This window comes from Magnetospirillum fulvum MGU-K5, from assembly GCF_000442515.1.
Lineage (GTDB): Bacteria > Pseudomonadota > Alphaproteobacteria > Rhodospirillales > Magnetospirillaceae > Phaeospirillum > Phaeospirillum fulvum_B.
On record NZ_AQPH01000004.1, the window covers coordinates 1 to 22,211 of the forward strand.

Consider the following 22,211-nt stretch of genomic DNA (forward strand, 5'->3'; position numbering starts at 1 on the left):
GGAGGCTCGCCTCCTTGACCTCCAATCCTAAACAAAAATCGGGGGGAAACTCCCCCCGATCCTCACACCATCTTACGAATTCATCGCATCGAAGAAATCAGCGTTGTTCTTCGAATGCTTCAGCTTGTCGACGAGGAATTCCATCGCATCGACAACGCCCATCGGCATCAGAATGCGACGAAGCACCCACATCTTCGACAACGTACCCTTCTCGACCAGCAATTCTTCCTTACGAGTGCCCGACTTGGTGATGTCGATCGCCGGGAAGGTCCGCTTGTCACTGAGCTTACGGTCGAGAATGATTTCCGAATTGCCGGTGCCCTTGAACTCTTCGAAGATCACTTCGTCCATGCGCGAGCCGGTATCGATCAGGGCCGTCGCGATAATCGACAGAGAGCCACCTTCTTCGATATTGCGGGCGGCACCAAAGAAGCGCTTGGGACGTTGCAGCGCGTTGGCATCGACACCGCCGGTCAGCACCTTGCCCGAGCTGGGAACAACCGTGTTGTAGGCGCGGGCAAGACGCGTAATCGAATCGAGCAGAATCACAACATCGCGCTTGTGCTCAACCAGACGCTTGGCCTTTTCCAGTACCATTTCGGTAACCTGGACGTGACGCGATGCCGGTTCATCGAAGGTCGAGCTGATGACTTCGCCCTTTACCGAGCGCGCCATGTCGGTCACTTCCTCGGGGCGCTCATCGATCAAGAGAACGATCAGATAAACTTCAGGGTGATTGGCGGAAATGGCATGGGCCATGTTCTGCAACATCACCGTCTTACCGGTTCGCGGCGGCGCGACAATCAACGCGCGCTGGCCCTTGCCGATCGGCGCAACCAGATCAATCACCCGGGTGGTGAGATCTTTTTTGGTCGGATCGTCGATTTCCAGACGCAGCTTTTCGTCGGGATAAAGCGGGGTCAGATTGTCGAAATTGATCCGGTGCCGCACATTTTCCGGCGGCTCGAAATTGATCGAATTGACCTTCAGCAGGGCGAAATAGCGCTCGCCATCCTTTGGGGCGCGGATTTGTCCCTCGACCGTATCGCCAGTCCGCAGACCAAAGCGGCGCATCTGACTCGGGCTGACATAGATGTCGTCGGGACCGGGAAGATAGTTCGCCTCGGGGCTGCGCAGAAAACCAAAACCGTCCTGAAGGATCTCCAGAACGCCGTCGCCGTAGATCGGGGTATCGTTATCGGCGAGCTGCTTCAGAATAGCGAACATCATGTCCTGCTTTCTGAGCGTGCTGGCGTTCTCGACCTCAAGCTCTTCGGCAAATGCCAATAGCTCGGCGGGAGACTTCTTTTTCAGGTCCTGAAGATGCATGGAGCAGGTATCCGTTCATATGCCTTGGAGCGGATCATCGGTCCGACGGGCGCTGACCGGATACGGTCTCGGGCCACGGGCCAAAGCAAGGCCGGTCAGAATCGATCCGGCAAGGGGGCGGGACGGTAAATCAGCCGGGGTGAGGGGAAACCCGGAATATTTGCTCACCTTTAGCCAAACCACCGTCTGCTGTCAAACGGGATTAACACCAAAGAGGATGTCCCGAACCGTTAGGACGGTCCGGGACCATCGGATCAGAACGGCTTGACGATCACCAGAATGACGATTGCGATCATCAGCAGGGTCGGACCTTCGTTCAGAACGCGAAAGAACTTTTCCGGACGTTTGTTGCGGTCAGCGGCAAAGTCATTCTTGCAGCGGATCAAGAACAGGTGCGACAGCGTCATCAGGACGACAAAGGCCAGTTTGGCATGAAACCAGGGCTGGCTGAACATCTCAAAATCGATCGCGATCCACAGACCCAGCGCCCAACTGAGGATCATGGCCGGAGTCATGATCGCCTTCAACAGACGGCGTTCCATGATCTTGAACTTTTCCGACGCTTCCGAGCCGGGCTGAACCTGGGTGTGATAGACGAACAGACGCGGCAGATACAACATTCCCGCCATCCACGAAATAACCGCGATGACGTGAACGGATTTAACCCACAAATAGCTTTCACCGCTCAGCATTGACAGTCCCCTCCCAAACAGGTTTGGCCCAAGGAACTGCATCCGCCTTCGCCCGATCCGGCCTTGGGATCGCGCACGACTTCGGCCAGGGCTTTGATGAAAAAGGGATGACAGCCCAGCGCCGGTACGCGGACATAGCCCGGAATTCCCAGCGTTTCGGCCTCTTTTCGATATTCGATGTCGAGTTCGACCAGCGTCTCTGAATGCTCTGACACGAAAGCGACCGGAACCACGACAACCGGAACGTGATCTTTCCCGGCGCGTTCAAGTTCGCTCTGGATCGACGGCCCGATCCATTCCATCGATCCGACCCGGCTTTGATAGCACAAAGCCCAATCGAGATCGGGAATACCGATCGCTTTGGCCACCGCCTTGGTGGTCTGCTCAACCTGCGCCTGGTAGGGATCGCCATTATCGATCATCTTTTTGGGCAGACTGTGCGCCGAAAACAAGATCCGTGGCGTGCCCTTTTCCTTGGCTTCGTCATAGCCGATCCGGACCAGATCGGCCAAGGCCGTGACCATGTGCCGCTGGGTCGGATAACAGCAGGACAGCCGCGATGGAATCCGCAACCGCAACCGCTTGGCCTGGGTTTGCCATTCCTTCAGCGACGATCCGCCGGTCGTCATCGAGAATTGCGGGTACAGCGGTAGCAGAATAACCCGATCCGCTTTCCAGGCTTTGACGGATTCAACCGTTTCGCTGGTAAACGGATGCCAATACCGCATCGCGATAAAGCAACGGTAACCAGGACCGAGCAAGCTTTCCAGCTCGCGGGCCTGGGCTTCGGTTTGGGCGACCAAAGGAGATCGCCCACCGAGATTGGCATAGATGTCGCGCGCAGCGGGCGCCCGCCGCTTGGAAATCATCTTGGCGATCAGCCAGCGCAGAGGGGCCGGGACGTCGATGATCGCCCTGTCATTGAACAGGTTGAACAAAAACGGCTCGACCGCCTCGGGACTGTCAGGACCACCGAGGTTGAACAGCACAACGGCTGTTCTACTGCCCGCTGCGTCGGTCATCATCCCTTCCAGTTTTTGACCCGTTCTGCCAGCCGGGCAACATTTTCCGGCGGGGTCGGGGGGACGATACCATGCCCGAGATTGAAGATGAACCGACCCTTGCCGAGCTTGGACAGGACGCGATCAATCCCGGCATCAAGGGCTTCACCGCCCGCGACCAGCAACAGCGGGTCGAGATTGCCCTGAACGGTGCAATGCGGCTGCAATTCGGCGGCGGCCCAATCAAGCGGAACCGACGAATCGATCGAAACGCCATCGACCTTGGTCTCAAGCACGTAGCGCTTGTACAGCACACCGGCTCCACGCGGGAAGCCGATCACCGGAACGCCGGGACGTTCGGCACGAATCCGCTCGACCAAAGCGCGGGTCGGGGCGATCACCCACTTGTCGAACTCGAGTTCCGGCAGAGCACCGGCCCAGGTGTCGAAAATCTGGATGACTTCGGCGCCGTTGTCGATCTGACGGATCAGATAATCGCCGGTGGCCTGGGTCAGCAGCGCCATCAGGCGGGCGAACAGCTCCGGCTGCGAGAACATCATGCCCTTGGCGTTCGGGAAGTCCTTCGACCCGCTGCCTTCGACCATGTAGGTCGCCACCGTCCACGGAGCCCCGGCAAAGCCGATCAGAGCCGTGGTGGCGGGGATCGCCTTCGACAGACCGGCCATCGTGGCATAGACCGGCGCGAGGTGCTCGTGGAAGCCCGAGAGGTTGAGGCGGTCAAGGTCCGCTGCTGAGCGAATCGGCGGCAGGACCGGACCTTCGCCTTCCTTGAAGGAGACTTTCTGTCCGAGCGCATCGGGGACAACGAGAATGTCGCTGAACAGGATCGCAGCATCGAAGCCATAACGCCGCAACGGCTGCAACGTCACCTCGACCGCCAGATCCGGCGTGTAACACAGATCGAGGAAGCTGCCGGCCTCAGTGCGGGTAGCACGATATTCCGGAAGGTACCGACCAGCCTGACGCATCAGCCAGAACGGCGGAGGGGTGAGGATTTCGCCGGAAAGGGCGCGGAGGAAGGGTTTGGTTGAGTTGGACACGGGGTCAGCCTTGGTTCGAGTGGTCCCCCCTCTCTTACCTTCTTTAGGAGTTAAGGAAAAGAAGGCAGTGAGTAGAGGATGCCTGTGGATGACGGGGATTAGCCCCTCTCCCCCGATTATCCCCAGGCTTGTCCGGTCGCGGCGAGGCAGAGCGACTGATCGTGGGCTTTTCGAGGGCAATTGTTGCCAAGTGCTTGATTCAAGGCACCCCACGGCCTTGCGGATAAAGCTGGGGATAATGGGGAAAACTCGTGGCCGCGGTGCTGATTCACGTTATTCTCGGGGAAGGGCAGAAAACTTTTGGACAGACTCATCGGTCGGCGCGTGGAATATGAGCCAACGGGGAGCGAATCCAGCGACTCTCGCCCAGACCCCGGTTATCCCCATGATTGGAACTTGTCCACTGGCATGGCCGACTTTCATCTCCACCTCGTTTCCGATGCCACCGGCGAAACCATCACTTCGGTGACGCGCGCCTGTCTGGTCCAGTTTGAAACCGTCCATCCGGTGCTGCATCACTGGTCTCTGGTCCGCACCCAGGGCCAGGTCGAGCGCGTTATCGCCGGAATTCAGGAAAAACCCGGACTCGTCTTGTTCACTCTGGTCGATCGAACCGTCCGGGTGATGCTCGAAGACGCCTGTCGCCGCCGCTCGATTCCGTGCATTTCGGTGCTCGATCCGGTGATGGCCGGGCTGTCGGCGTTTCTGGGCACCACCGTTAACGCTTTGCCGGGGCGGCAATATCAGCTTGATGCTGAATATTTTCGCCGCATTGACGCGATGCAATTCACCCTGGCCCACGATGACGGCCAGTTGATCGAACTGGTCGAGGAAGCCGACGTTGTCCTGGTCGGCGTATCCCGAACCTCGAAAACCCCGACCAGTATGTATATCGCCAATCGCGGGCTGAAATGTGCCAACTACCCGCTGGTGCCGGGGGTCACGATTCCTCCCGAATTGGAAAACGCCAAAAATCCCCTGGTGGTCGGTCTGACCAAGGATCCCAAAAGCCTGTCCGATATCAGACGCGCCCGGCTGCGCCTGCTCAATCAGACCGAGGAAGCCGATTACGCCCAGTACGAACGGGTCAAGGAAGAGGTGCAGATCGCCCGCCGCCTGTTCACCCGTCTGGGCTGGCCGGTGGTCGATGTCACCCGGAAATCGATTGAGGAAGCTTCGGCGACGATCATTCAGTTGCATGATCAGCGTTTGGCCAAGCTGCGCGAGTCTGAACAATGATCGTTCTCGCCTCGGCCAGCAGCGCCCGCCGGGCGATGCTGGCCGCCGCCGGAGTGACGCTGGAGATCGATCCGGCCCAGCTTGATGAAGCTCCGGCAAAGCAAATTCTGCGCGATCGGTTTACCCATCCCGCCGCGATTGCTGAACATCTCGCCGTTCTCAAGGCTGGCGAGGTTTCGGCGCGGCGGCCGGGAGCGCTGGTGATTGGGGCCGATCAGACCCTGGCGCTGGAAGGAACCGATTTCGATAAACCGCGCGACCGGGCTGAGGCCCGGTCGCAGCTTCAGGCTTTGCGCGGACGGACCCATCATCTGTACAGCGCGGCGGCAGCGGTACGGGACGGTCAAACCCGCTGGTGCCACGTCGCCTCGGCGACCCTGACGGTGCGCGATTTTTCCGACGCATTTTTAGACGATTATCTCGATCAGGCTGGCGAAGCGGTGCTGTCCTCGGTTGGCGGCTATCAGCTTGAAGGGTTGGGCGCCCAGCTTTTCAGCGCGATTGAGGGCGATTTTTTCACCATTCTCGGGCTGCCGTTATTGCCGCTGCTCGAATTTTTACGGATCGACGGAGAGTTGCCGAGATGATTTTGACGGGAAAGGCCCGGCTGGCCGGTGTGATCGGCTGGCCGGTGGGGCACTCGCGTTCGCCCCGATTGCATGGCTATTGGCTGGAAAAGATGGGGATCGACGGAGCCTATCTCCCCCTTGCGGTCGCTCCCGACGATCTCGCCGAGGCGGTTCGCGCCCTGCCCAAGCTGGGCTTTCGCGGCGTCAATCTGACCATTCCCCATAAAGAAGCGGTGATCCCGCTGCTGGATACAATCGATCCGTTGGCGGCGCGAATCGGTGCGGTCAACACCTTGATTATCAAGGAAGATAGAACGATCGAAGGCCGCAATACCGATGCTTTCGGCTTTCTGGAAAATGTCCGGCGGGGTGCGCCGGACTGGCAGCCGCAGGACGGCCCGGCGGTGGTGATCGGCGCGGGCGGCGCGGCACGCGCCGTCATTGCTGCTCTGACCGATGCCGGTGTTGGCGAACTTCGTCTGGTCAATCGCAGCCGCGATCGGGCCGAGCGTTTGGCGCTTGATCTCGGCGGTCCGATTGTCGTCGGCGATTGGAACAGCCGCGCCGATTTGCTCGATGGAGCGGCATTGGTGGTTAACACCACCTCTCTTGGCATGGCGGGACAACCGCCGCTTGATCTCGATCTTGCCGCCCTGCCCGGTTCCGCCGTCGTCACCGATATCGTTTACGTTCCGCTCGAAACCCCGCTGCTGGCGGCGGCGCGCCAGCGCGGAAATCGCGTTGTGGACGGGCTGGGGATGTTGTTGTGGCAGGCGGTGCCGGGCTTTACCGCCTGGTTCGGGCCTCAGCCCGAGGTGACCGACGCGTTGCGCGCTTTTGTCCTGTCCGAGCCATGAAGATCATCGGCCTGACCGGCTCGATCGGTACCGGGAAAAGCACGGCGGCGCGGATGCTGGCCCGGTTTGGTCTGCCAGTCCACGATGCCGATGCGACGGTCCACGCTTTGTTTGCCCGTGGTGGCAAGGCGGTTGCGGCGATCGACGCCGCTTTTCCCGGCGCGGTCGTTAACGGCAGCGTCGATCGCGCTGGTCTGGGTCGGATGGTGTTTGGCGATCGTGCGGCGCTGAAGCGGCTGGAGGCGATTGTTCATCCCTTGGTCCGCGCTGCCGAGCAGGAATTTCTAAGGCGCCAACGGCGCCGCCGGGTTTCTGCGGTCGTTCTCGATATCCCGCTTCTGTTCGAAACCGGCGGCGCGCGCCGGTGTGACGTTGTTGTCGTTGTCACCTGCCCGCGTTTTCTTCAGGCGCAACGGGTCTTGGCCCGTCCCGGGATGAGTCCCGAACGTCTGGCCCAAATTCGCGCGCGACAGATGCCCGAAGCAGAAAAAATTCGCTGCGCCGATATCGTTATTCCTACCGGATTAGGACGTGGCCCGGCGCTGCGATTGCTGAAACGGGGTTTGTCGCTGGGCTCTGCCCGAACCCACAAGGGGCCATCGGCCCCTTGATTTCTGGGGGTCTGGGGCCTCCAGGCCCCAGCGGGTGCAGGGCAGAGCCCTGCAAAAATTATCCTTTCCGTCTGGGGATCAGCACGGTGTAGTCGAAATCGAGCACGACGGCCGGGTCGGTGTCGCGCCCGTTGTCGGCAAACAGCGGGAAATCAGCGCACGGCCGGTCGCGGGTGGCGATCAAGCGCAGACGCAGGGCTCCAACATCGGTGCGCCCGGCGATTTCGATTTTCTCCAACACTTCGGACCAGGCGAAAATCGTGTCACCGGCGAAGGTCGGGTTGGCATGGCGGCCGCCATTGATTGCGACCAGCTTGAAGGCATTGCCAAGACCATTGAACGACAAGGCCCGGGCCAGCGAAATGATATGGCCACCATAGATCAGGCGGCGGCCGAACCGGCCTTGGCCTTCGGTGAATTGGTTGAAATGGACCCGGGCGGTGTTCTGCCACAGCCGGGTGGCCATCATGTGTTCGGCTTCTTCGATCGTGCTGCCATCGACGTGATCGATCCGCTCGCCGGGCGCGTAATCGTCCCAGAGATAGGGGCTTCCGGCGAGAATCGTGTCGTAGCGTTCGAGTTGAAGCTCGGCAGGCAGGATCAAATCGGCGGCGGCGACGGCGGCGGGAAGCTCGGGCACCAGGGTTTCGGCCAGTGTGGCATTGGGATCGCGTTTGCGCACCATCACCCAGCGGATGTACTCCAGCACGGTTTCGCCGCGCTGATTAAGGCCGGTGGTGCGGACATAAACGACGCCGGTCTGGCGATTCGAATTTTCCTTGATCCCGATCACGGTCGAAATCGCCGAAAGGGTATCGCCGGGAAAGACCGGAACGCCAAAACGTCCGGCGGCATAGCCAAGATTGGCGACGGCGTTGAGGCTGATATCGGGGACGGTTTTGCCGAACACGATATGAAAGGCGAGCAGATCATCGACCGGCGCCCGGCCCTTTTCGGCCAGCCCGATCGCGACGGCGAATTTCGCCGAAGAGTGCGAGGCGAAGCGCGACCCGTACAACGCGGTGTACAGAGCGACATCGCCCTCGGTCACAGTGCGCGGGGTGGCGTGACGGATCACTTGGCCGAGGCGGAAATCCTCAAGGAAATTGCCTTGATTGGTCTTGCTCATGACGCGGTATCCTTCAGGTCGGACTCCAGCCGGGCGATGCGGGCGGCCAGATCGACCAAACGGCGGGCATTTTCAACATGGAGAAGTTCGATCAGCCGACCCCCGACGACAACGACGCCCTTACCGGCGGCAACCGCTTCGGTATGCGCGGCGATAATCGCCTTCGACCATTCGATTTCCTTTTCGCTCGGCGCGAACACCCGGTTGGCGGTGGCGATGGTCTTGGGGTGGATCAGGGTCTTGCCGTCGAAGCCGAGCTCCTGGCCCTGGCGGCACGAAAATTCGAACCCTTCGTCATCGTCGAGATCGAGATGAACGCCGTCGAGCGCGGCCAATCCGCTGGCCCGGGCCGCCAGCAGACAGAGCCCCAGCGAGGTCAGCATCGGTTGGCGGTCGCGGGTGTGGGCACAATGCAGATCCTTGGCAAGATCCGAGGTTCCCATCACGAATCCGGCCAGACGCGGCGACGAATCGGCGATTTCAGCCGAACGCAGCACGCCGCGCGGGGTTTCGATCATGCACCAGATCGCCATCTCGGCAGGCGCCCCGGCAGCGACCATCGCCGCTTCGACCTGACGGACCATGTCGGCGCTTTCGACCTTGGGGATCAGGATCGCGTCGGCTCCCGATTTCGCGGCGGCGACGATATCGCTTTGCCCCCAGGGCGTGGCCAGACCGTTAACGCGGACGAGAAGCTCGCGGCCACCATAGCCGCCCGCCTTCAATGCCTCGACCACCTGGCGGCGGGCGTCGTCCTTGGCGTCGGGCGCAACCGCGTCTTCAAGATCGAGGATCAGGCCGTCGGCAGCCAAAGTGCGCGCCTTGTCGAGAGCCCGCGGGTTAGACCCCGGCATATACAGGACGGAACGGCGGGGCCGGGTCGTGGCGGCCATGGGCAAATCCTCCGATCGTTAAACAAGGGGATGGAGCGTAACAATCCTCCCTATTGATGGCAAGGTTGCGGCGCAACATTGCGTCGTATATACGGGGTGAGCGATGAAGATTGTTTCTCTCCAATCAGCCGTCGCCTATGGGCATGTCGGCAATTCCGCCGCGTTGCTGCCGTTGCAGCGGCTGGGGCACGAGGTGTGGCCGGTCGATACCGTTCAATTTTCCAACCATCCCGGCTATGGCGGATTTCGGGGGATGCGGCTTCCCGCCGCCCATCTGACCGCGATGATCGAAGGTCTGGCGGCGGTCGGCGCGCTGGCGGAGTGCGACGGGTTGCTGACCGGCTATCTGGGCGAGGCCGGAACGGTCGAAGCGGCGGTTCTGGCCGCCGATCTGATCCGCAGCAAACGACCCGATGCGCTGTATCTGTGCGATCCGGTGATCGGGGATGCGCCGCACGGCCTTTATGTCGATCCCGATCTGCCTGAAGCATTCCGAAACCGCCTGCTGCCGCTGGCCGATATCGTGACTCCCAATCGGTTCGAGCTGGACTGGCTGACCCGTCGCTCGGTCGCCGATGCGGCCGAGGCGGCGGCAGCGGCGCGGTCACTGTTGGGCGGGCCGGACCGGCGCGGGCCAAGGCTGGCGATGGTCACTGGACTGGACATCGGTCGCGACATGACCGTGCTGGCGGTCACGGCCGAGCATGTCTGGCAGGTCCGCACCCCGCGTCTGCCCTTCTCTCCCGAACCGAGCGGAACCGGCGATGTGCTGGCGGCGCTGCTGTTCGGTCGTCTTCTGTCCGGTTATGCCGTGCCCGAGGCGCTTGATCTTGCCGTGTCGGGTCTGTTTGCGGTGCTGGAACAGAGTGTGGCGTTGCCGCGCCAGGAACTGGCGCTGGTCGCCGCCCAGGATGCGATGATCGCCCCGCCCCGCCGCTTTGCCGCCGTCGCGCTCGAGCTTTGAACCAAGGAGGTTGCCTTGTGCGGCCAATTGGTTTTTGCTGGCGCCCGCAGCGTGACCGCAAAGGCATTCGATCTTGGACTTTGATGTCGATCTGATCTTGTTTCTGCGCGGTATCGCGATCGGCTTTGCCGTCGCCGCGCCAATCGGCCCGGTGGGAATCCTCTGTATTCGCAAGGCGTTGGCAGAGGGTCGGCTGGCCGCCTTCGTCGCCGGGCTGGGGGCGGCGTTGGCCGATACCCTGTTTGGCGCGGTCGCGGTGCTGGGAATCGGCGCGGTGGTCGAAGGGTTGCAGGGTCAGACCGCGACGCTGAAACTGGTCGGCGGCCTGTTCATGATCGGGCTGGGCTTGCATACTTGGCGCAGCGCCAGCTTCGATATCGGCCCGGATTCGGAAAAATCGGGCAAGTGGCGTGATTTCGTCACCACCTTCTTCATTACCATCACCAATCCCGGCACCATTTTAGGGGTCGCGGGCGTGTTCGCGGCATTGGGACCGTCAACCCGTGCCGAAGGACAGGTGCAATCCTGGCTGTTGATCGGCGGCGTGTTTGTCGGATCGGCGCTGTGGTGGCTGGTGCTGTCCGCCGCCGCCGCCGCCGCGCGCGGCCACGTCACGCCGGTGCGGATGAAGCTGTTCAATCACGGTTCGGGGGCGATGCTGATTATTTTCGGTGCCGCCGCGATGGGTAGTCTGCTGCTGTAGCCCAGTTTCGCTATCGCGACAGGGCGACCGCCCTGACCCGTTCGGAGGCTTAGGGCCTCCGAGCCTCCCGTTTCTTATGAAGAAATGAGAGAGGGTTCGGGAGGCTTGCCTCCCGATTGGGGGAGCGGGGGCGAACGCCCCCGAAGAGGTGCTTTCTTTGGCCGAGTTTCGCTATCGCGACAGGGCGACTGCCCTGACCCGTTCGGAGGCTTAGGGCCTCCGAGCCTCCCGTTTCTTATGAATAAATGAGAGGGAGGGTTCGGGAGGCTTGCCTCCCGATTGGGGGTGCGGGGGCGAACGCCCCCGAAGGAACTTCGCCCGCGCCCCCTTTTCCCAGCTACAAAATGAACTTGGCCAGATCGGCCTGCTTTGACAACTCGCCGACGCGGTCGCGGACCAAAGCGGCGGTGATGGTGATCCGGGTGCCGGGGGGCTGATCCGGGGCGGAAAAGCTGATTTCCTCCAACAGCCGTTCCATCACGGTATGCAGCCGCCGCGCTCCGATATTTTCGACCGTCGCGTTGATTTCGGCGGCCAGATCGCCGATCGCGGTGATGGCGTCGGGCTCGAAATCGAGTTCGATATCCTCGGTGGCGAGCAGGGCCTTGTACTGCTTGATCAGGCTGGCTTCCGGCTCGGTGAGGATGCGGACCAGATCGTCGCGGTCGAGCGGCTTTAACTCGACCCGGATCGGCAGGCGGCCCTGAAGCTCGGGCAGCAGGTCCGACGGCTTGGCGAGGTGGAACGCGCCCGAAGCGATGAACAGGATATGGTCGGTTTTGACCGATCCGTGCTTGGTCGCGACGGTGGTGCCTTCGATCAGCGGCAACAGATCGCGCTGAACCCCTTCGCGGCTGACATCGCCGCCGATGTGATGTTCGGACGAGCGGGCGCAAATCTTGTCGATTTCGTCGATGACGACGATGCCGTTATTTTCCACCGCCCAGATTGCGTCTTTGACGACGCGGTCCTGGTCGAGCAGCTTGTCGGATTCCTCGGCGGTGAGGACCACCATCGCATCCTTGACCGGCATCTTGCGGGTCTTGGTGCGGTTGCCCAGCGCCTTGCCCAGGATTTCGTTGATGTTGACCATCCCCATCTGCGATCCCGGCATCCCGGGAATATCGAAGGTCGGGATCGGGCCGGCCCCGTCGCTCGATTGGATTTCGACATCTTTGTCGTCCAGCGAGCCTTCGCGCAGCATCTTGCGGAATTTCTGACGGGTGTCCTGACCGGCGTTCTCGCCGACCAGGGCGTCAAGCAGACGTTCCTCGGCGGCGATCTCGGCTTTGGCGACGACCTGTTTGCGCAGGCGCTCGCGGGTCATCGTGATCGCGACTTCGACCAGATCGCGGACGATCTGTTCGACATCGCGGCCGACATAGCCGACCTCGGTGAATTTGGTCGCTTCGACCTTGATGAACGGGGCCTGGGCCAGACGGGCGAGACGGCGGGCGATCTCGGTCTTGCCGATGCCGGTCGGGCCGATCATCAGGATGTTCTTGGGGAGCACTTCTTCGCGCAACGAATCGGTCAGTTGCTGACGACGCCAGCGGTTGCGCAGCGCGATGGCGACGGCGCGCTTGGCGTCGTGCTGGCCGATGATATAGCGGTCGAGTTCGGAGACGATCTCGCGGGGGCTGAAGGCGGAGCTCATAGACTTTCGACAATAAAGTTGCGGTTGGTATAGACACAGATGTCGGCGGCGATCGTCATCGCCTTGCGGGCGATCGCTTCGGCGTCGAGGCCATCGATGTCGATCAGGGCGCGGGCGGCCGACAGGGCGTAATTACCGCCCGAGCCAATGCCGATCAGCCCGTCTTCGGGCTCCAGCACGTCGCCCTGGCCGGTCAGAACCAGCGAGACATCCTTGTCGGCGACGGCGATCATCGCTTCCAGCTTGCGCAGGTAACGGTCGGTGCGCCAATCCTTGGCCAGTTCGACGCAGGCGCGGGTCAATTGCGCCGGATATTTTTCCAGCTTGCCTTCCAGTCGTTCCAGCAGGGTGAAGGCGTCGGCGGTGGCACCGGCAAAGCCGACCAGAATCTGATCGCCGCTGAGCCGCCGCACCTTGCGGGCGTTGGCTTTGATGATAGTCGGCCCCAGGCTGACCTGACCGTCACCGGCGATGACAACCCGGCCGCCCTTGCGAACCGACAGGATCGTGGTGCCGTGCCACGAAGGAGGAGACGAGTCCGCCATGATCGTTTTGGATTCTCCTGGGTAAAACGCAATGATGGCCCAGCCAGCAGCCGGGCGCAATCCCCCGTGGGAGCGGTTGAAGGTGATGGAGCCTTGAAAAACCAAAGGCTTACCGTTCAGCCGTCCGTCCTCCGCACCGATCATCGTAAAAGTCGGGCGCGATCGGCCAGGGGGTCGTGTCCGAGGACAAAGAGATGGCGTTGCGGCGGGATTCGTCAAGGAGAGTAAAAAATTGTAGCCCGGTCAGCGCTTCCAATCGGGCGACGGTGACGGCGTAACGGCTGAAGTCATAGGAATCCTGACGGGCGCCGGCACAACGGCGATAGGCGGCGACGTCGCCCTCGTCGGCCTGGGGAAATAGAAAGGCGCGGGCTTCGATTCCGGCCTCGGTTTCGATAGCCAGGATTTTGAACACAGCGTGCGGGATCGGCACCGGGACGGTTCCCGGTCGGCCAATCGTTTTGACCGGACGCCCGGACTCGAACACCGGTCCGGCGATGGTCCACACCCGGCCAAAGCGATTGGCCGCCGCCGCCGCATAATTCTCCAGCGCCAGCCAGTCGCCCTGATTCAGCCGCGCATGTTGCGGCAGGGCGTTGACGAAGACATGGCTGTTGCAGCCTTCCTGCCAGGCGATCCGGTTGGCGTGGGCGCGGGCGGCAAGATGGCCGCGATTCCACATTGCGGCAAAGCCGCGATAGGACGAATCCAGTCCAGGCGAAGCGATTTCGGGGCGGTCGGTCCACAAAAACGCGGTCTGGCGTAATTCGTACCAGCGGGTGGGCCGCTTGGCCGCCTGTGGATGACGCGGGTGTCCGTTTTGATCGAGCAAAGCGCGCATTTCATAGGCGACCCAGCGCGGCACAGCGCGATAGGGCGATCCGCTGCGCTCGGCCTCGGGACCGGGAAAGGCGCTGACGAACGGTCCGGCGACGATCTGACGCTCGCCAACCGGTTCGGTGCCGAAGCGGTCATGTTCCCAGCCCGGCGGCACGTCGCTGTGATAGGGCAGATCGAGCGGGGTGGCAGCAGCGCGACAGGACAGGCCGTCCCGTGCCTGAGCGACGACGGGAAGCAGCAGCGCCGCGACGGTCAGAACGACACGTAAAGAGAGATTTAAATGTCGCATGATCTTTTTAAGGCGTTATGGCCTCGGGTGGGCGCCTCTATAGGCGTTACAAAACCTGAATTTAGGTATTTGACAGGTTGTAATCAACCAAGCGACTGCTGTTAAAATAAAAACAGCACCTAAAAAGAGCAGTCGGCGGCGGACTTCCCCCACGGGGGAGATGCGTTCAAAGCGGCGAGATTGTCGCGGTCCGGCAGTTTTTCGTTGTTCCCGCCCGGACCGACGTTATAGAGTGCCGACACTGTCGCCGCCCGGGTCTGCGTTACCCCGGCGGCATGACCGGTTGGAATACCGGTCGAACCGCGCGAAAGGCTCCTTTTGACGATGGCTGAGTCCCATACCCACGTCGCCGGTATCGGCAACGCGATTGTCGATGTGCTTGTCCAGGTTGATGAAACACTGCTGACCGAACTGGGACTGACCAAGGGCATCATGACCTTGATCGACGCCGACCAGGCCGAGGCGATTTATGCCCGCCTGCCCGCCGCAGTCGAATGTTCCGGCGGGTCCGCCGCCAACACCATCGCCGGAATCGCCGCCCTGGGCGGTCGCGCCGCCTATATCGGCAAGGTGCACAACGACCAGTTTGGTCAGGTGTTCCGCCACGATATCCGCAGCGCCGGAATCGCATTCAATACCAAGGATGCCACCAGCGGATCGCCCACAGCGCGCTGCTTAATTCTGGTGACCCCCGACGCCCAGCGCACGATGCTGACCTACCTTGGGGCCTGCGTCGAACTGGGTCCCGACGACGTTGATGCCGAGATGATTTCCGGCGCGGCCGTCACCTATCTCGAAGGCTATCTTTACGATCCGCCCGAGGCGAAGCGCGCCTTCCTGCGCGCCGCCGAAATCGCCCACGGGGCCGGGCGGCTGGTGTCGCTGTCGCTGTCCGATCCGTTCTGTGTCGATCGCCACCGCGATGCTTTCCTTAATCTGATCGCCAGCCATGTTGATATTTTGTTCGCAAATGAGGCGGAATTGTGTGCGCTTTATCGCACCGACTCGTTTGACGACGCGGTACGGCAGGTGCGCGGTCACGTTCAAATCGCGGCCGTGACCCGTGGCCCGCGTGGCTCGGTCGTCGTCACCGCCGATACCACCCATGTCGTTGCTGCCGATCCGGTTGATACGGTGGTTGACACCACCGGAGCCGGTGACCTTTACGCTTCCGGTTTTCTCTACGGTTTCACCCAGGGTCTCGACCTGCCGACCTGTGCTTTGCTGGGCGGTGTTGCCGCCGGTGAAGTGATCTCGCATTTCGGTGCCCGTCCCGTGGCGCCGCTGGCCGATCTGGCCCGGGCCCGACTGGGTGCCGGTTACCTTACGGAACGTCGTCAATAAATATCGTCGGCTGGCAGCTTCACCCTTCCCCCCTCATTCACAGGCCCGTTCATGGAACTGCGCAACATCGCCATTATCGCCCACGTTGACCACGGCAAGACCACTCTGGTCGACGCCATGCTGAAACAGTCGGGCACTTTCCGCGAGAACCAGCTCGTGGCCGAACGGGTGATGGACTCGAACGACCTGGAAAAAGAACGCGGCATCACCATCCTGGCCAAGTGCACCTCGGTCGAATGGCGCGGCATCCGCATCAACATCGTCGACACCCCCGGCCACGCCGATTTCGGCGGTGAAGTCGAACGGATCCTGTCGATGGTTGATGGCGTTGTCGTCCTGGTCGACGCCGCCGAAGGCCCGATGCCCCAGACCAAGTTCGTGACCGGCAAGGCGCTGGGCCTTGGCCTGCGTCCGATCGTCGTCGTCAACAAGGTCGACCGTGGCGACGCCCGGCCGCATCAGGTTCATGACGAATGCTTCGATCTGTTCGCGGCGCTGGACGCCGACGACGATCAGCTTGATTTCCCCACCATGTTCGCGGTCGGCCGCGACGGTTGGGCCGACGATTCGCTCGAAGGCCCGCGCAAGGATCTGTCGGCGCTGTTCGACCTGATCGTCCGTCACGTTCCGCCGCCCAAGCGCGATCTTGACGCGCCCTTCGCGATGCTGGCGACGACGCTGGAAGCCGACCCCTATCTCGGCCGCGTGCTGACCGGGCGGATTCATTCCGGCACGGCGCGCCTGAACATGGCGGTGAAGGGGCTGTCGCGCGACAACGATCTGCTCGAACAGTTCCGTATCTCGAAGATTCTGGCTTTCCGCGGCATCGAGCGGGTGCCGGTCGAAAGCGCCGAGGCGGGTGACATCGTCGCCCTGGCCGGTATGACCAAGTGCACCGTCGCCGATACCATCTGCGCTCCCGAAATGACCGAAGCGCTGCACGCTCAGCCGATCGATCCGCCGACTCTCGCGATGATCTTCTCGGTCAATGACAGCCCGCTGGCCGGTCAGGAAGGCGACAAGGTTACCTCGCGCGTGATCGGGGCCCGCCTCTATCGCGAAGCCGAAAGCAACGTCGCGATCCGGATCAGCGAGACCCCGGGCAAGGACGCTTTTGAAGTCGCCGGTCGTGGCGAACTTCAGTTGGGCGTGCTGATCGAGACGATGCGTCGCGAAGGCTTCGAGCTTGGCGTGTCCCGTCCCCGCGTGCTGTTCCAGACCGACGATAACGGCAAGCGGCTCGAGCCGATCGAAGAAGTCTTCATCGACGTTGACGAGGAATATTCCGGCGTCGTCGTTGAAAAGATGAGCCTGCGCAAGGCCGAGCTGACCGGGATGCGTCCGTCGGGCGGCGGCAAGACCCGCGTCACCTTCCTCGCTCCGTCGCGCGGCCTGATCGGTTATCACGGTGAGTTCCTCACCGATACCCGTGGTACCGGCCTGATGAACCGCGTCTTCCACGGCTACGCCCCCTACAAGGGTCCGATCGACGGCCGCCGCAACGGCGTGCTGATCTCGAACGGCACCGGCGAGGCGGTGACCTATGCGCTGTGGAACCTGGAAGATCGCGGCACGATGTTCATTCCCGGTGGCGTGCGCATCTATGAAGGCATGATCATCGGCGAACACACCCGCGGTAACGACCTTGAAGTCAACGCGCTGAAGGCCAAGCAGCTCACCAACATCCGCGCCGCCGGCAAGGACGAAGCGGTGAAGCTGACCCCGCATCGCCGGTTGAGCCTCGAGCAGGCGATCGCCTATATCGAGGACGACGAACTGGTTGAAGTGACGCCGAAATCGATCCGCCTGCGCAAGCGTCTGCTCGATCCCAACGAGCGGAAGAAGGCCGATCGCGCTTCGAAGAATAGCGATTAAGACCAAAAGTTTTGACCGGACCGGGCCATTCCCGGTTCGGGCAGGACAGAAGATGACAAGGGGCGGCCGCCGACGCGGTTCGCCCCTTGTGTCGTTTCATCTCCCCTCTTTGGCCCTGTCGCGGGTGTGACAGTGGAATTCCAATCCGTAAAGGCGCAATAATTCCCAATATTGTTCCGTACAGGTTGCGGAGGGGCGGATGAGCGCGTTGAAAGAGTGCGACATCATCATGAAGGGTGGGATCACCTCGGGGTTGGTCTATCCCAAGGCGATCAAAACCCTAAGTGAGTCTTATGTCTTCCGCTGCATCGGCGGGACCTCGGCCGGGGCGGTGGTCGCGGTGGTGACGGCGGCGGCGGAATATGGCCGCCACAGCGGCGGGTATCAGCGGCTCGACAGCGTTACTGCCGATCTTCGCCCCCATCTGATCGATCTGTTCCAGCCCGACCGCCGCGCCCAAGGCGTGTATGACGTGTTCAGGGCGGTGCTCGACAAAAAGTATGGAACGATGGTGCTGCGGATCGCCCGGGTCGGTCTGCCCTGGACCCTCCTCGGCGTGGGGGTGGGAGTGCTGCCCGCCATTTTGATCGGCGGAATCGGGGCGTGGCTGACTGGCCTGGTCGGGGCGGTGATCCTCGGATTGCTGTTCGCTCTGGTGGCGCTGGTGGTCAAGCTGCGCAACCTCCTGCCCGAGCTCGATTACGGATTGTGCCCGGGATCGCGGGCGGAAAACAGCGAGGACACCTCGTTTCCGCCGCTGTCCGACTGGCTGACCGACGCGATCGACACGATTGCCGGACTGGACCCGACCCAGCGAGGGCCGCTGCTGATCCGCGATCTGAAAGCTGGCGGGCCGGGAGGACGAGTCGGTGAACCGCATCGCCCGGCGATTGATCTGCGGACGGTGACGACCAATCTCAACATGCGCCGTCCCTATACCCTGCCCAATATGAACGACCGCAATTACTACTTTAAAGAGTGTGAGTTTCTCCGCATCTTCCCCAAGCGCGTCGTCGATCAGATGGTCACCGCCACTCGTGACAAAGCGCAAGAGGTGCGCCGCGATGGTGATGACGTTCTGATCCCCTTCCCGCTTGCCGACGACCTGCCGGTGGTGGTGACGGCGCGGATGAGCCTTAGTTTTCCCTTCCTGATCGCGGCGGTGCCGCTCTATCGGATCGATTATGCGGTGGCGGAGATTCCGCCGGTGCGGCGGGTGTTGTTCAGCGATGGCGGCCTGTCGAGCAACTTCCCGATCCACTTTTTCGATTCGTTGTTCCCGACCCGTCCCACCTTTGGCATCAGCCTCGAAGAGTTCGACGAGGACAAGAAGACCCGCCGGGTCTATCTGCCGATGCCCGCCCGTGACGGAACGGAACGGGATCTTTCGATTGGCAAAATTCCCGGAGTCGGGGCCTTCGCGATGGCGCTGCTCAACGCGGCGAAGGATTGGCAGGATCAGCTTCGCACCGTTCTGCCCGGCTATCGCGAGCGGGTTGCTCACATTTATTTGAAGGATGACGAGGGCGGGCTCAACCTCAACATGCCGCCCGAACGGATCGACACCCTACTGGATCTGGGGTTGCGGGCCGGTCATTTGATGACCGCAACGGCACCGACCGACCCCGCCACCATCGCCATCGCCGCCGAGGATAAGGACCGTTACCCGTTCGATTTCGACGATCACCGTTGGCGGCGGTTCCTCAGTGCCTATGGCGCGCTGGAGGAAGTGTTGCTCGAAGCCCAGGCCAGTTGGGGGGATGCGGATACCCCCGGCACCTTCCGCGATTTCATCGCGGACTATCTGAACGATCCCGCGTCCTATGGGAATTCGAGTTTGGCCACCCGGCTGATGGCCTTCAAACGGATCGATGATTTGATGAGTCTGGTGAAGGGCTGGGATCCGGAATTGCGCGATCCGAAATACAAACTGTTGCCCAAGCGGTCCGGTCTGTTGCGGATCACGCCGCGATATTAAGCCGATGTGGCCGGTTCGGCCCGACCCGGCTTGACTTGGCGCGCGTCAGGGACCATCTACAAACAATTCATGCTCGACCGCGAAGGATCGCCATGTTCATCCAGACCGAACCGACCCCCAATCCCTCCACTCTGAAGTTCCTGCCCGGCACCGACGTGATGCCGAGTGGAACCGCCGATTTCGACACTGCCGAGTCCGCCGCGTCGTCGCCGCTGGCCTCGCGCCTGTTCGCCATCGACGGTGTCGCCGGGGTGTTTCTGGCCGCTGACTTCATCTCGGTCGCCAAGACCGACGAGGCCGAGTGGCAGGTGATCAAGCCGCAGGTTCTGGCCGCGATCATGGAGCATTTCGCCTCGGGTCAGCCGGTGATCGAAGGTCTCGCCGATGCCGACGAAGCGGGTGAGGATGATGCCCTGGTCGCTCAGATCAAGGAATTGATCGAGACTCGGGTGCGTCCGGCGGTGGCTCAGGACGGCGGCGACATCACTTTCCGTGGTTTCCGCGACGGCATCGTCTATCTCCGTTTGCAAGGTGCCTGCTCGGGTTGCCCCAGTGCCAGTGCCACTCTGAAGCACGGGATCGAGAACATGCTTAAGTATTATGTCCCCGAGGTTCAGGCGGTGCAGGCGGTCGCCTAGGTTCTGCCACTTTTCCAGGTTTTTCTACGGGCTCCGGTCTTGTCAGACCGGGGCCCGTTTTGCGTCTGGGACCCTCGTCCGTTTGGTTAGGTTGCACTTTTGTAAACACGCCGTTAATATACACCTTAATATTGCAGTGCAACATGAGGGAGGCGCAGCCGGCATGGCCACCGGTTCACACGGTTCAAAGCTGTTTTCAATACTCTGTCTAAGCGCCGTGATCGGCGGAACCGTTGGGATGTACGCCACGGTTTTGCAGGGATCGCGGCCTCCGGTCGATGTGGCCGTCCGCCCTGCCCCGGCTGTTGTCGCCGAGGTGCCGGTCGGATTGAGCGGCGAAGACGTCGCCAGTGCTGCCCGGTTGGATCGGGCTTTCCGCCGGATGGGCTATCAGCTCGATGCGATCCGGATCGGGACCGCCGAGGTTCCGCCGCTGTTTCTGGCGCAGGTTCCCCACGACCTTGATGACATGCCCGACCCCGACAGCCGCAAGGCGCTGTTCCTGCGGGTGATGCTGCCCTTGGTGCTGGCGGCGAACGAAGAGATTGCCGAAGATCGCGCCCGGCTTCAGTCGCTGCTGGCGCGCAAGGCGGCCCGTCAATCGCTGACCCATCCCGATCAGGTGTGGCTGAAGGCGCTGGCCGAGCGTTATGAGGTTGAAGACGGCGATATGAACCGTCTGCTGGCCCGGGTCGACATCGTGCCGCCGTCTCTGGCGTTGGCCCAGGCTGCCGAGGAAACCGGCTGGGGCACCTCGCGTCTGGTGCGCCGCAGCCGCAACCTGTTCGGCCATACCGCGGATACCGCCAGCGACGAAACCGGGATGCGCCAGTTCGGGTCGTTGCAGGATGCGGTGCGGGCCTATCTGCTCAATCTCAACACCCATCGCGCCTATGACGGGCTGCGCCGGGCCCGGATGAAGGCCCGCGCCAAAGGGCACCAGCCCGACGGCCATCAATTGGCCGATGCGCTGCGTGCTTATTCCGAACGGGGCGAAGCCTATGTCGGCACGATCCGCTCGCTGATCCGTCGCAACGATCTCGTCGCCCTCGACAACGCCCGACTGGGTCGGGTGTTGCCGGTCAGGCTCGCCTCGGCGGGCTTTGCCCCATAGGGTGACGGGCGGACGCGCTTCCGGTCGGTGGCCTTACAGCCCGAGAACGTCGCGCATCGTGTAAAGGCCGGGAGCGCGTCCCTCAGCCCACAAGGCGGCCCGCACCGCGCCGCGGGCAAAGATCGCCCGGCTTGACGCCTTGTGGGTCAGTTCGACCCGCTCGCCCTCGGCGGCGAAGATCACGCTGTGATCGCCGACGACATCGCCGCCGCGCAGGGTGGCAAAGCCGATTTCGCCCCGCCGACGCGCTCCGGTGTGGCCATCGCGGCTTTTGCACCAGACCTGATCGAGCGCGACCTTGCGCCCGGCGGCGGCAGCGCGGCCCAGACCCAGCGCGGTGCCGCTGGGGGCATCGACCTTGTGGCGGTGGTGCATCTCGACAATTTCGATATCGAAATCATCACCCAGAACCTGGGCGGCGCGTTCGGTCAGCGCGGTCAACAGGGTGACGCCGACGCTGTAATTGGGGGCATGAACGATAATCGTGCGCTGGGCGGCGGCGGCCAGCGCCTTTTCGTCTTCCGGGGTCAGGCCGGTGGTGCCGACAACGAGAATCTTGCCGTGTTCGGCGGCCAGGGCGGCATGAGCCACTGTCGCCGCCGGAGCGGTGAAGTCGATCAGGGCGTCCGAGGCCTCGAACAAGGCGGTGATATCGTCGGAAGCAGTCAGCCCCAGGGCATCGCGGCCGATCAAGGTGCCCAGATCGCGGCCGATCGTGGGCGACCCGCTCCGCTCGGACCCGCCGGACAGGTCACAGCCATCGGTGTCCAGCACCGAGTCCATCAGCATCCGACCCATCCGCCCGGCACAGCCGCAGATCCCGATCTTCATGTCATCCTCGTCTTTTGAAAAAAGCCCTGACGACAGGTTTAGATCACATCCC

The 22,211-nt window shown here is 62.1% G+C and carries 21 protein-coding genes; 11 read left to right on the forward strand and 10 right to left on the reverse strand.

Annotation, left to right across the window (positions count from 1 at the left end; genetic code table 11):
- Positions 1-72: 72 nt before the first annotated feature.
- The 4 genes from rho to hemE form a co-directional block, all read right to left on the reverse strand.
- Positions 73-1,329: a transcription termination factor Rho gene (rho, locus tag K678_RS01775; RefSeq protein WP_002728900.1), complete on the reverse strand. Its 1,257-nt coding sequence runs from the start codon at positions 1,327-1,329 to the stop codon at positions 73-75.
- A 254-nt stretch (positions 1,330-1,583) separates the two neighbouring features.
- Complete coding sequence (gene hemJ / locus K678_RS01780) at positions 1,584-2,021, reverse strand: protoporphyrinogen oxidase HemJ (RefSeq protein ID WP_021130744.1); 438 nt, start codon at positions 2,019-2,021, stop codon at positions 1,584-1,586.
- Positions 2,015-3,046, reverse strand: coding sequence for a ferrochelatase (gene hemH, locus K678_RS01785; protein ID WP_081673139.1), 1,032 nt, complete (start codon positions 3,044-3,046; stop codon positions 2,015-2,017). Before hemH ends, hemJ begins: the two co-directional genes overlap by 7 nt.
- Positions 3,043-4,083 carry a uroporphyrinogen decarboxylase gene (gene hemE, locus K678_RS01790; protein ID WP_021130746.1) on the reverse strand — a complete coding sequence of 347 codons (1,041 nt, stop codon included), beginning with the start codon at positions 4,081-4,083 and terminating at the stop codon, positions 3,043-3,045. Before hemE ends, hemH begins: the two co-directional genes overlap by 4 nt.
- A gap of 408 nt (positions 4,084-4,491) precedes the next feature.
- On the opposite strand from hemE, the gene K678_RS01795 reads away from it, so the two are divergent.
- Genes K678_RS01795 through coaE form a run of 4 tightly spaced genes read left to right on the forward strand, consistent with a single transcriptional unit; the run spans position 4,492 to position 7,359 of the window.
- The gene (locus K678_RS01795; RefSeq protein WP_021130747.1) at positions 4,492-5,322 is read left to right on the forward strand and encodes a pyruvate, water dikinase regulatory protein; all 831 of its coding nucleotides are present in this window, start codon (positions 4,492-4,494) and stop codon (positions 5,320-5,322) included.
- Positions 5,319-5,909, forward strand: coding sequence for a Maf family protein (locus K678_RS01800; RefSeq protein ID WP_021130748.1), 591 nt, complete (start codon positions 5,319-5,321; stop codon positions 5,907-5,909). Before K678_RS01795 ends, K678_RS01800 begins: the two co-directional genes overlap by 4 nt.
- The gene (locus tag K678_RS01805) at positions 5,906-6,748 is read left to right on the forward strand and encodes a shikimate dehydrogenase (protein WP_021130749.1); all 843 of its coding nucleotides are present in this window, start codon (positions 5,906-5,908) and stop codon (positions 6,746-6,748) included. The genes K678_RS01800 and K678_RS01805 overlap by 4 nt, the downstream gene beginning before the upstream one ends.
- Positions 6,745-7,359, forward strand: coding sequence for a dephospho-CoA kinase (gene coaE / locus K678_RS01810; protein WP_021130750.1), 615 nt, complete (start codon positions 6,745-6,747; stop codon positions 7,357-7,359). The genes K678_RS01805 and coaE overlap by 4 nt, the downstream gene beginning before the upstream one ends.
- A 58-nt stretch (positions 7,360-7,417) precedes the next feature.
- Here coaE and K678_RS01815 read toward each other — a convergent pair whose 3' ends face one another.
- Together K678_RS01815 and K678_RS01820 are read right to left on the reverse strand one after the other, a co-directional pair.
- Positions 7,418-8,488 carry a MaoC family dehydratase gene (locus tag K678_RS01815; RefSeq protein ID WP_021130751.1) on the reverse strand — a complete coding sequence of 357 codons (1,071 nt, stop codon included), beginning with the start codon at positions 8,486-8,488 and terminating at the stop codon, positions 7,418-7,420.
- Entirely contained in the window at positions 8,485-9,381 is an 897-nt protein-coding gene (locus K678_RS01820) for an HpcH/HpaI aldolase/citrate lyase family protein (RefSeq protein ID WP_021130752.1), read from the reverse strand. The genes K678_RS01815 and K678_RS01820 overlap by 4 nt, the downstream gene beginning before the upstream one ends.
- A gap of 103 nt (positions 9,382-9,484) precedes the next feature.
- Between K678_RS01820 and pdxY the strand changes: the two genes are divergently transcribed.
- Together pdxY and K678_RS01830 are read left to right on the forward strand one after the other, a co-directional pair.
- Positions 9,485-10,345, forward strand: coding sequence for a pyridoxal kinase PdxY (gene pdxY, locus K678_RS01825; RefSeq protein WP_021130753.1), 861 nt, complete (start codon positions 9,485-9,487; stop codon positions 10,343-10,345).
- A gap of 73 nt (positions 10,346-10,418) precedes the next feature.
- Positions 10,419-11,048 (forward strand): LysE family translocator, encoded by a 630-nt coding sequence (locus K678_RS01830; protein ID WP_021130754.1) that lies wholly within the window; start codon positions 10,419-10,421, stop codon positions 11,046-11,048.
- 337 nt (positions 11,049-11,385) lie between these two features.
- On the opposite strand, the gene hslU is transcribed toward K678_RS01830, so the two are convergent.
- The 3 genes from hslU to K678_RS01845 all read right to left on the reverse strand — a co-directional run bounded on the left by hslU (position 11,386) and on the right by K678_RS01845 (position 14,379).
- A complete protein-coding gene (gene hslU, locus K678_RS01835) occupies positions 11,386-12,705 on the reverse strand; it encodes an ATP-dependent protease ATPase subunit HslU (protein ID WP_021130755.1) in 1,320 nt (439 codons plus the stop codon).
- The gene (gene hslV / locus K678_RS01840) at positions 12,702-13,250 is read right to left on the reverse strand and encodes an ATP-dependent protease subunit HslV (protein WP_021130756.1); all 549 of its coding nucleotides are present in this window, start codon (positions 13,248-13,250) and stop codon (positions 12,702-12,704) included. Before hslV ends, hslU begins: the two co-directional genes overlap by 4 nt.
- A 109-nt stretch (positions 13,251-13,359) precedes the next feature.
- Positions 13,360-14,379 (reverse strand): DNA/RNA non-specific endonuclease, encoded by a 1,020-nt coding sequence (locus K678_RS01845; protein WP_021130757.1) that lies wholly within the window; start codon positions 14,377-14,379, stop codon positions 13,360-13,362.
- A 324-nt stretch (positions 14,380-14,703) separates the two neighbouring features.
- Here K678_RS01845 and K678_RS01850 point away from each other — a divergent pair, with 324 nt between their 5' ends.
- From K678_RS01850 to K678_RS01870, 5 genes are all read left to right on the forward strand, one after another.
- Positions 14,704-15,723 carry an adenosine kinase gene (locus tag K678_RS01850; RefSeq protein ID WP_021130758.1) on the forward strand — a complete coding sequence of 340 codons (1,020 nt, stop codon included), beginning with the start codon at positions 14,704-14,706 and terminating at the stop codon, positions 15,721-15,723.
- Positions 15,724-15,774: 51 nt separating this feature from the next.
- The gene (gene typA, locus K678_RS01855; protein WP_021130759.1) at positions 15,775-17,598 is read left to right on the forward strand and encodes a translational GTPase TypA; all 1,824 of its coding nucleotides are present in this window, start codon (positions 15,775-15,777) and stop codon (positions 17,596-17,598) included.
- A gap of 199 nt (positions 17,599-17,797) precedes the next feature.
- A complete protein-coding gene (locus K678_RS01860) occupies positions 17,798-19,576 on the forward strand; it encodes a patatin-like phospholipase domain-containing protein (protein WP_021130760.1) in 1,779 nt (592 codons plus the stop codon).
- Between the two features lie 92 nt (positions 19,577-19,668).
- Positions 19,669-20,214 (forward strand): NifU family protein, encoded by a 546-nt coding sequence (locus tag K678_RS01865; protein WP_021130761.1) that lies wholly within the window; start codon positions 19,669-19,671, stop codon positions 20,212-20,214.
- 238 nt (positions 20,215-20,452) lie between these two features.
- A complete protein-coding gene (locus tag K678_RS01870; RefSeq protein ID WP_021130762.1) occupies positions 20,453-21,328 on the forward strand; it encodes a glucosaminidase domain-containing protein in 876 nt (291 codons plus the stop codon).
- A gap of 33 nt (positions 21,329-21,361) precedes the next feature.
- Here the strand turns inward: K678_RS01870 and dapB are convergent, their stop codons facing one another.
- Positions 21,362-22,159: a 4-hydroxy-tetrahydrodipicolinate reductase gene (gene dapB, locus K678_RS01875; protein WP_021130763.1), complete on the reverse strand. Its 798-nt coding sequence runs from the start codon at positions 22,157-22,159 to the stop codon at positions 21,362-21,364.
- Positions 22,160-22,211: the final 52 nt, after the last annotated feature.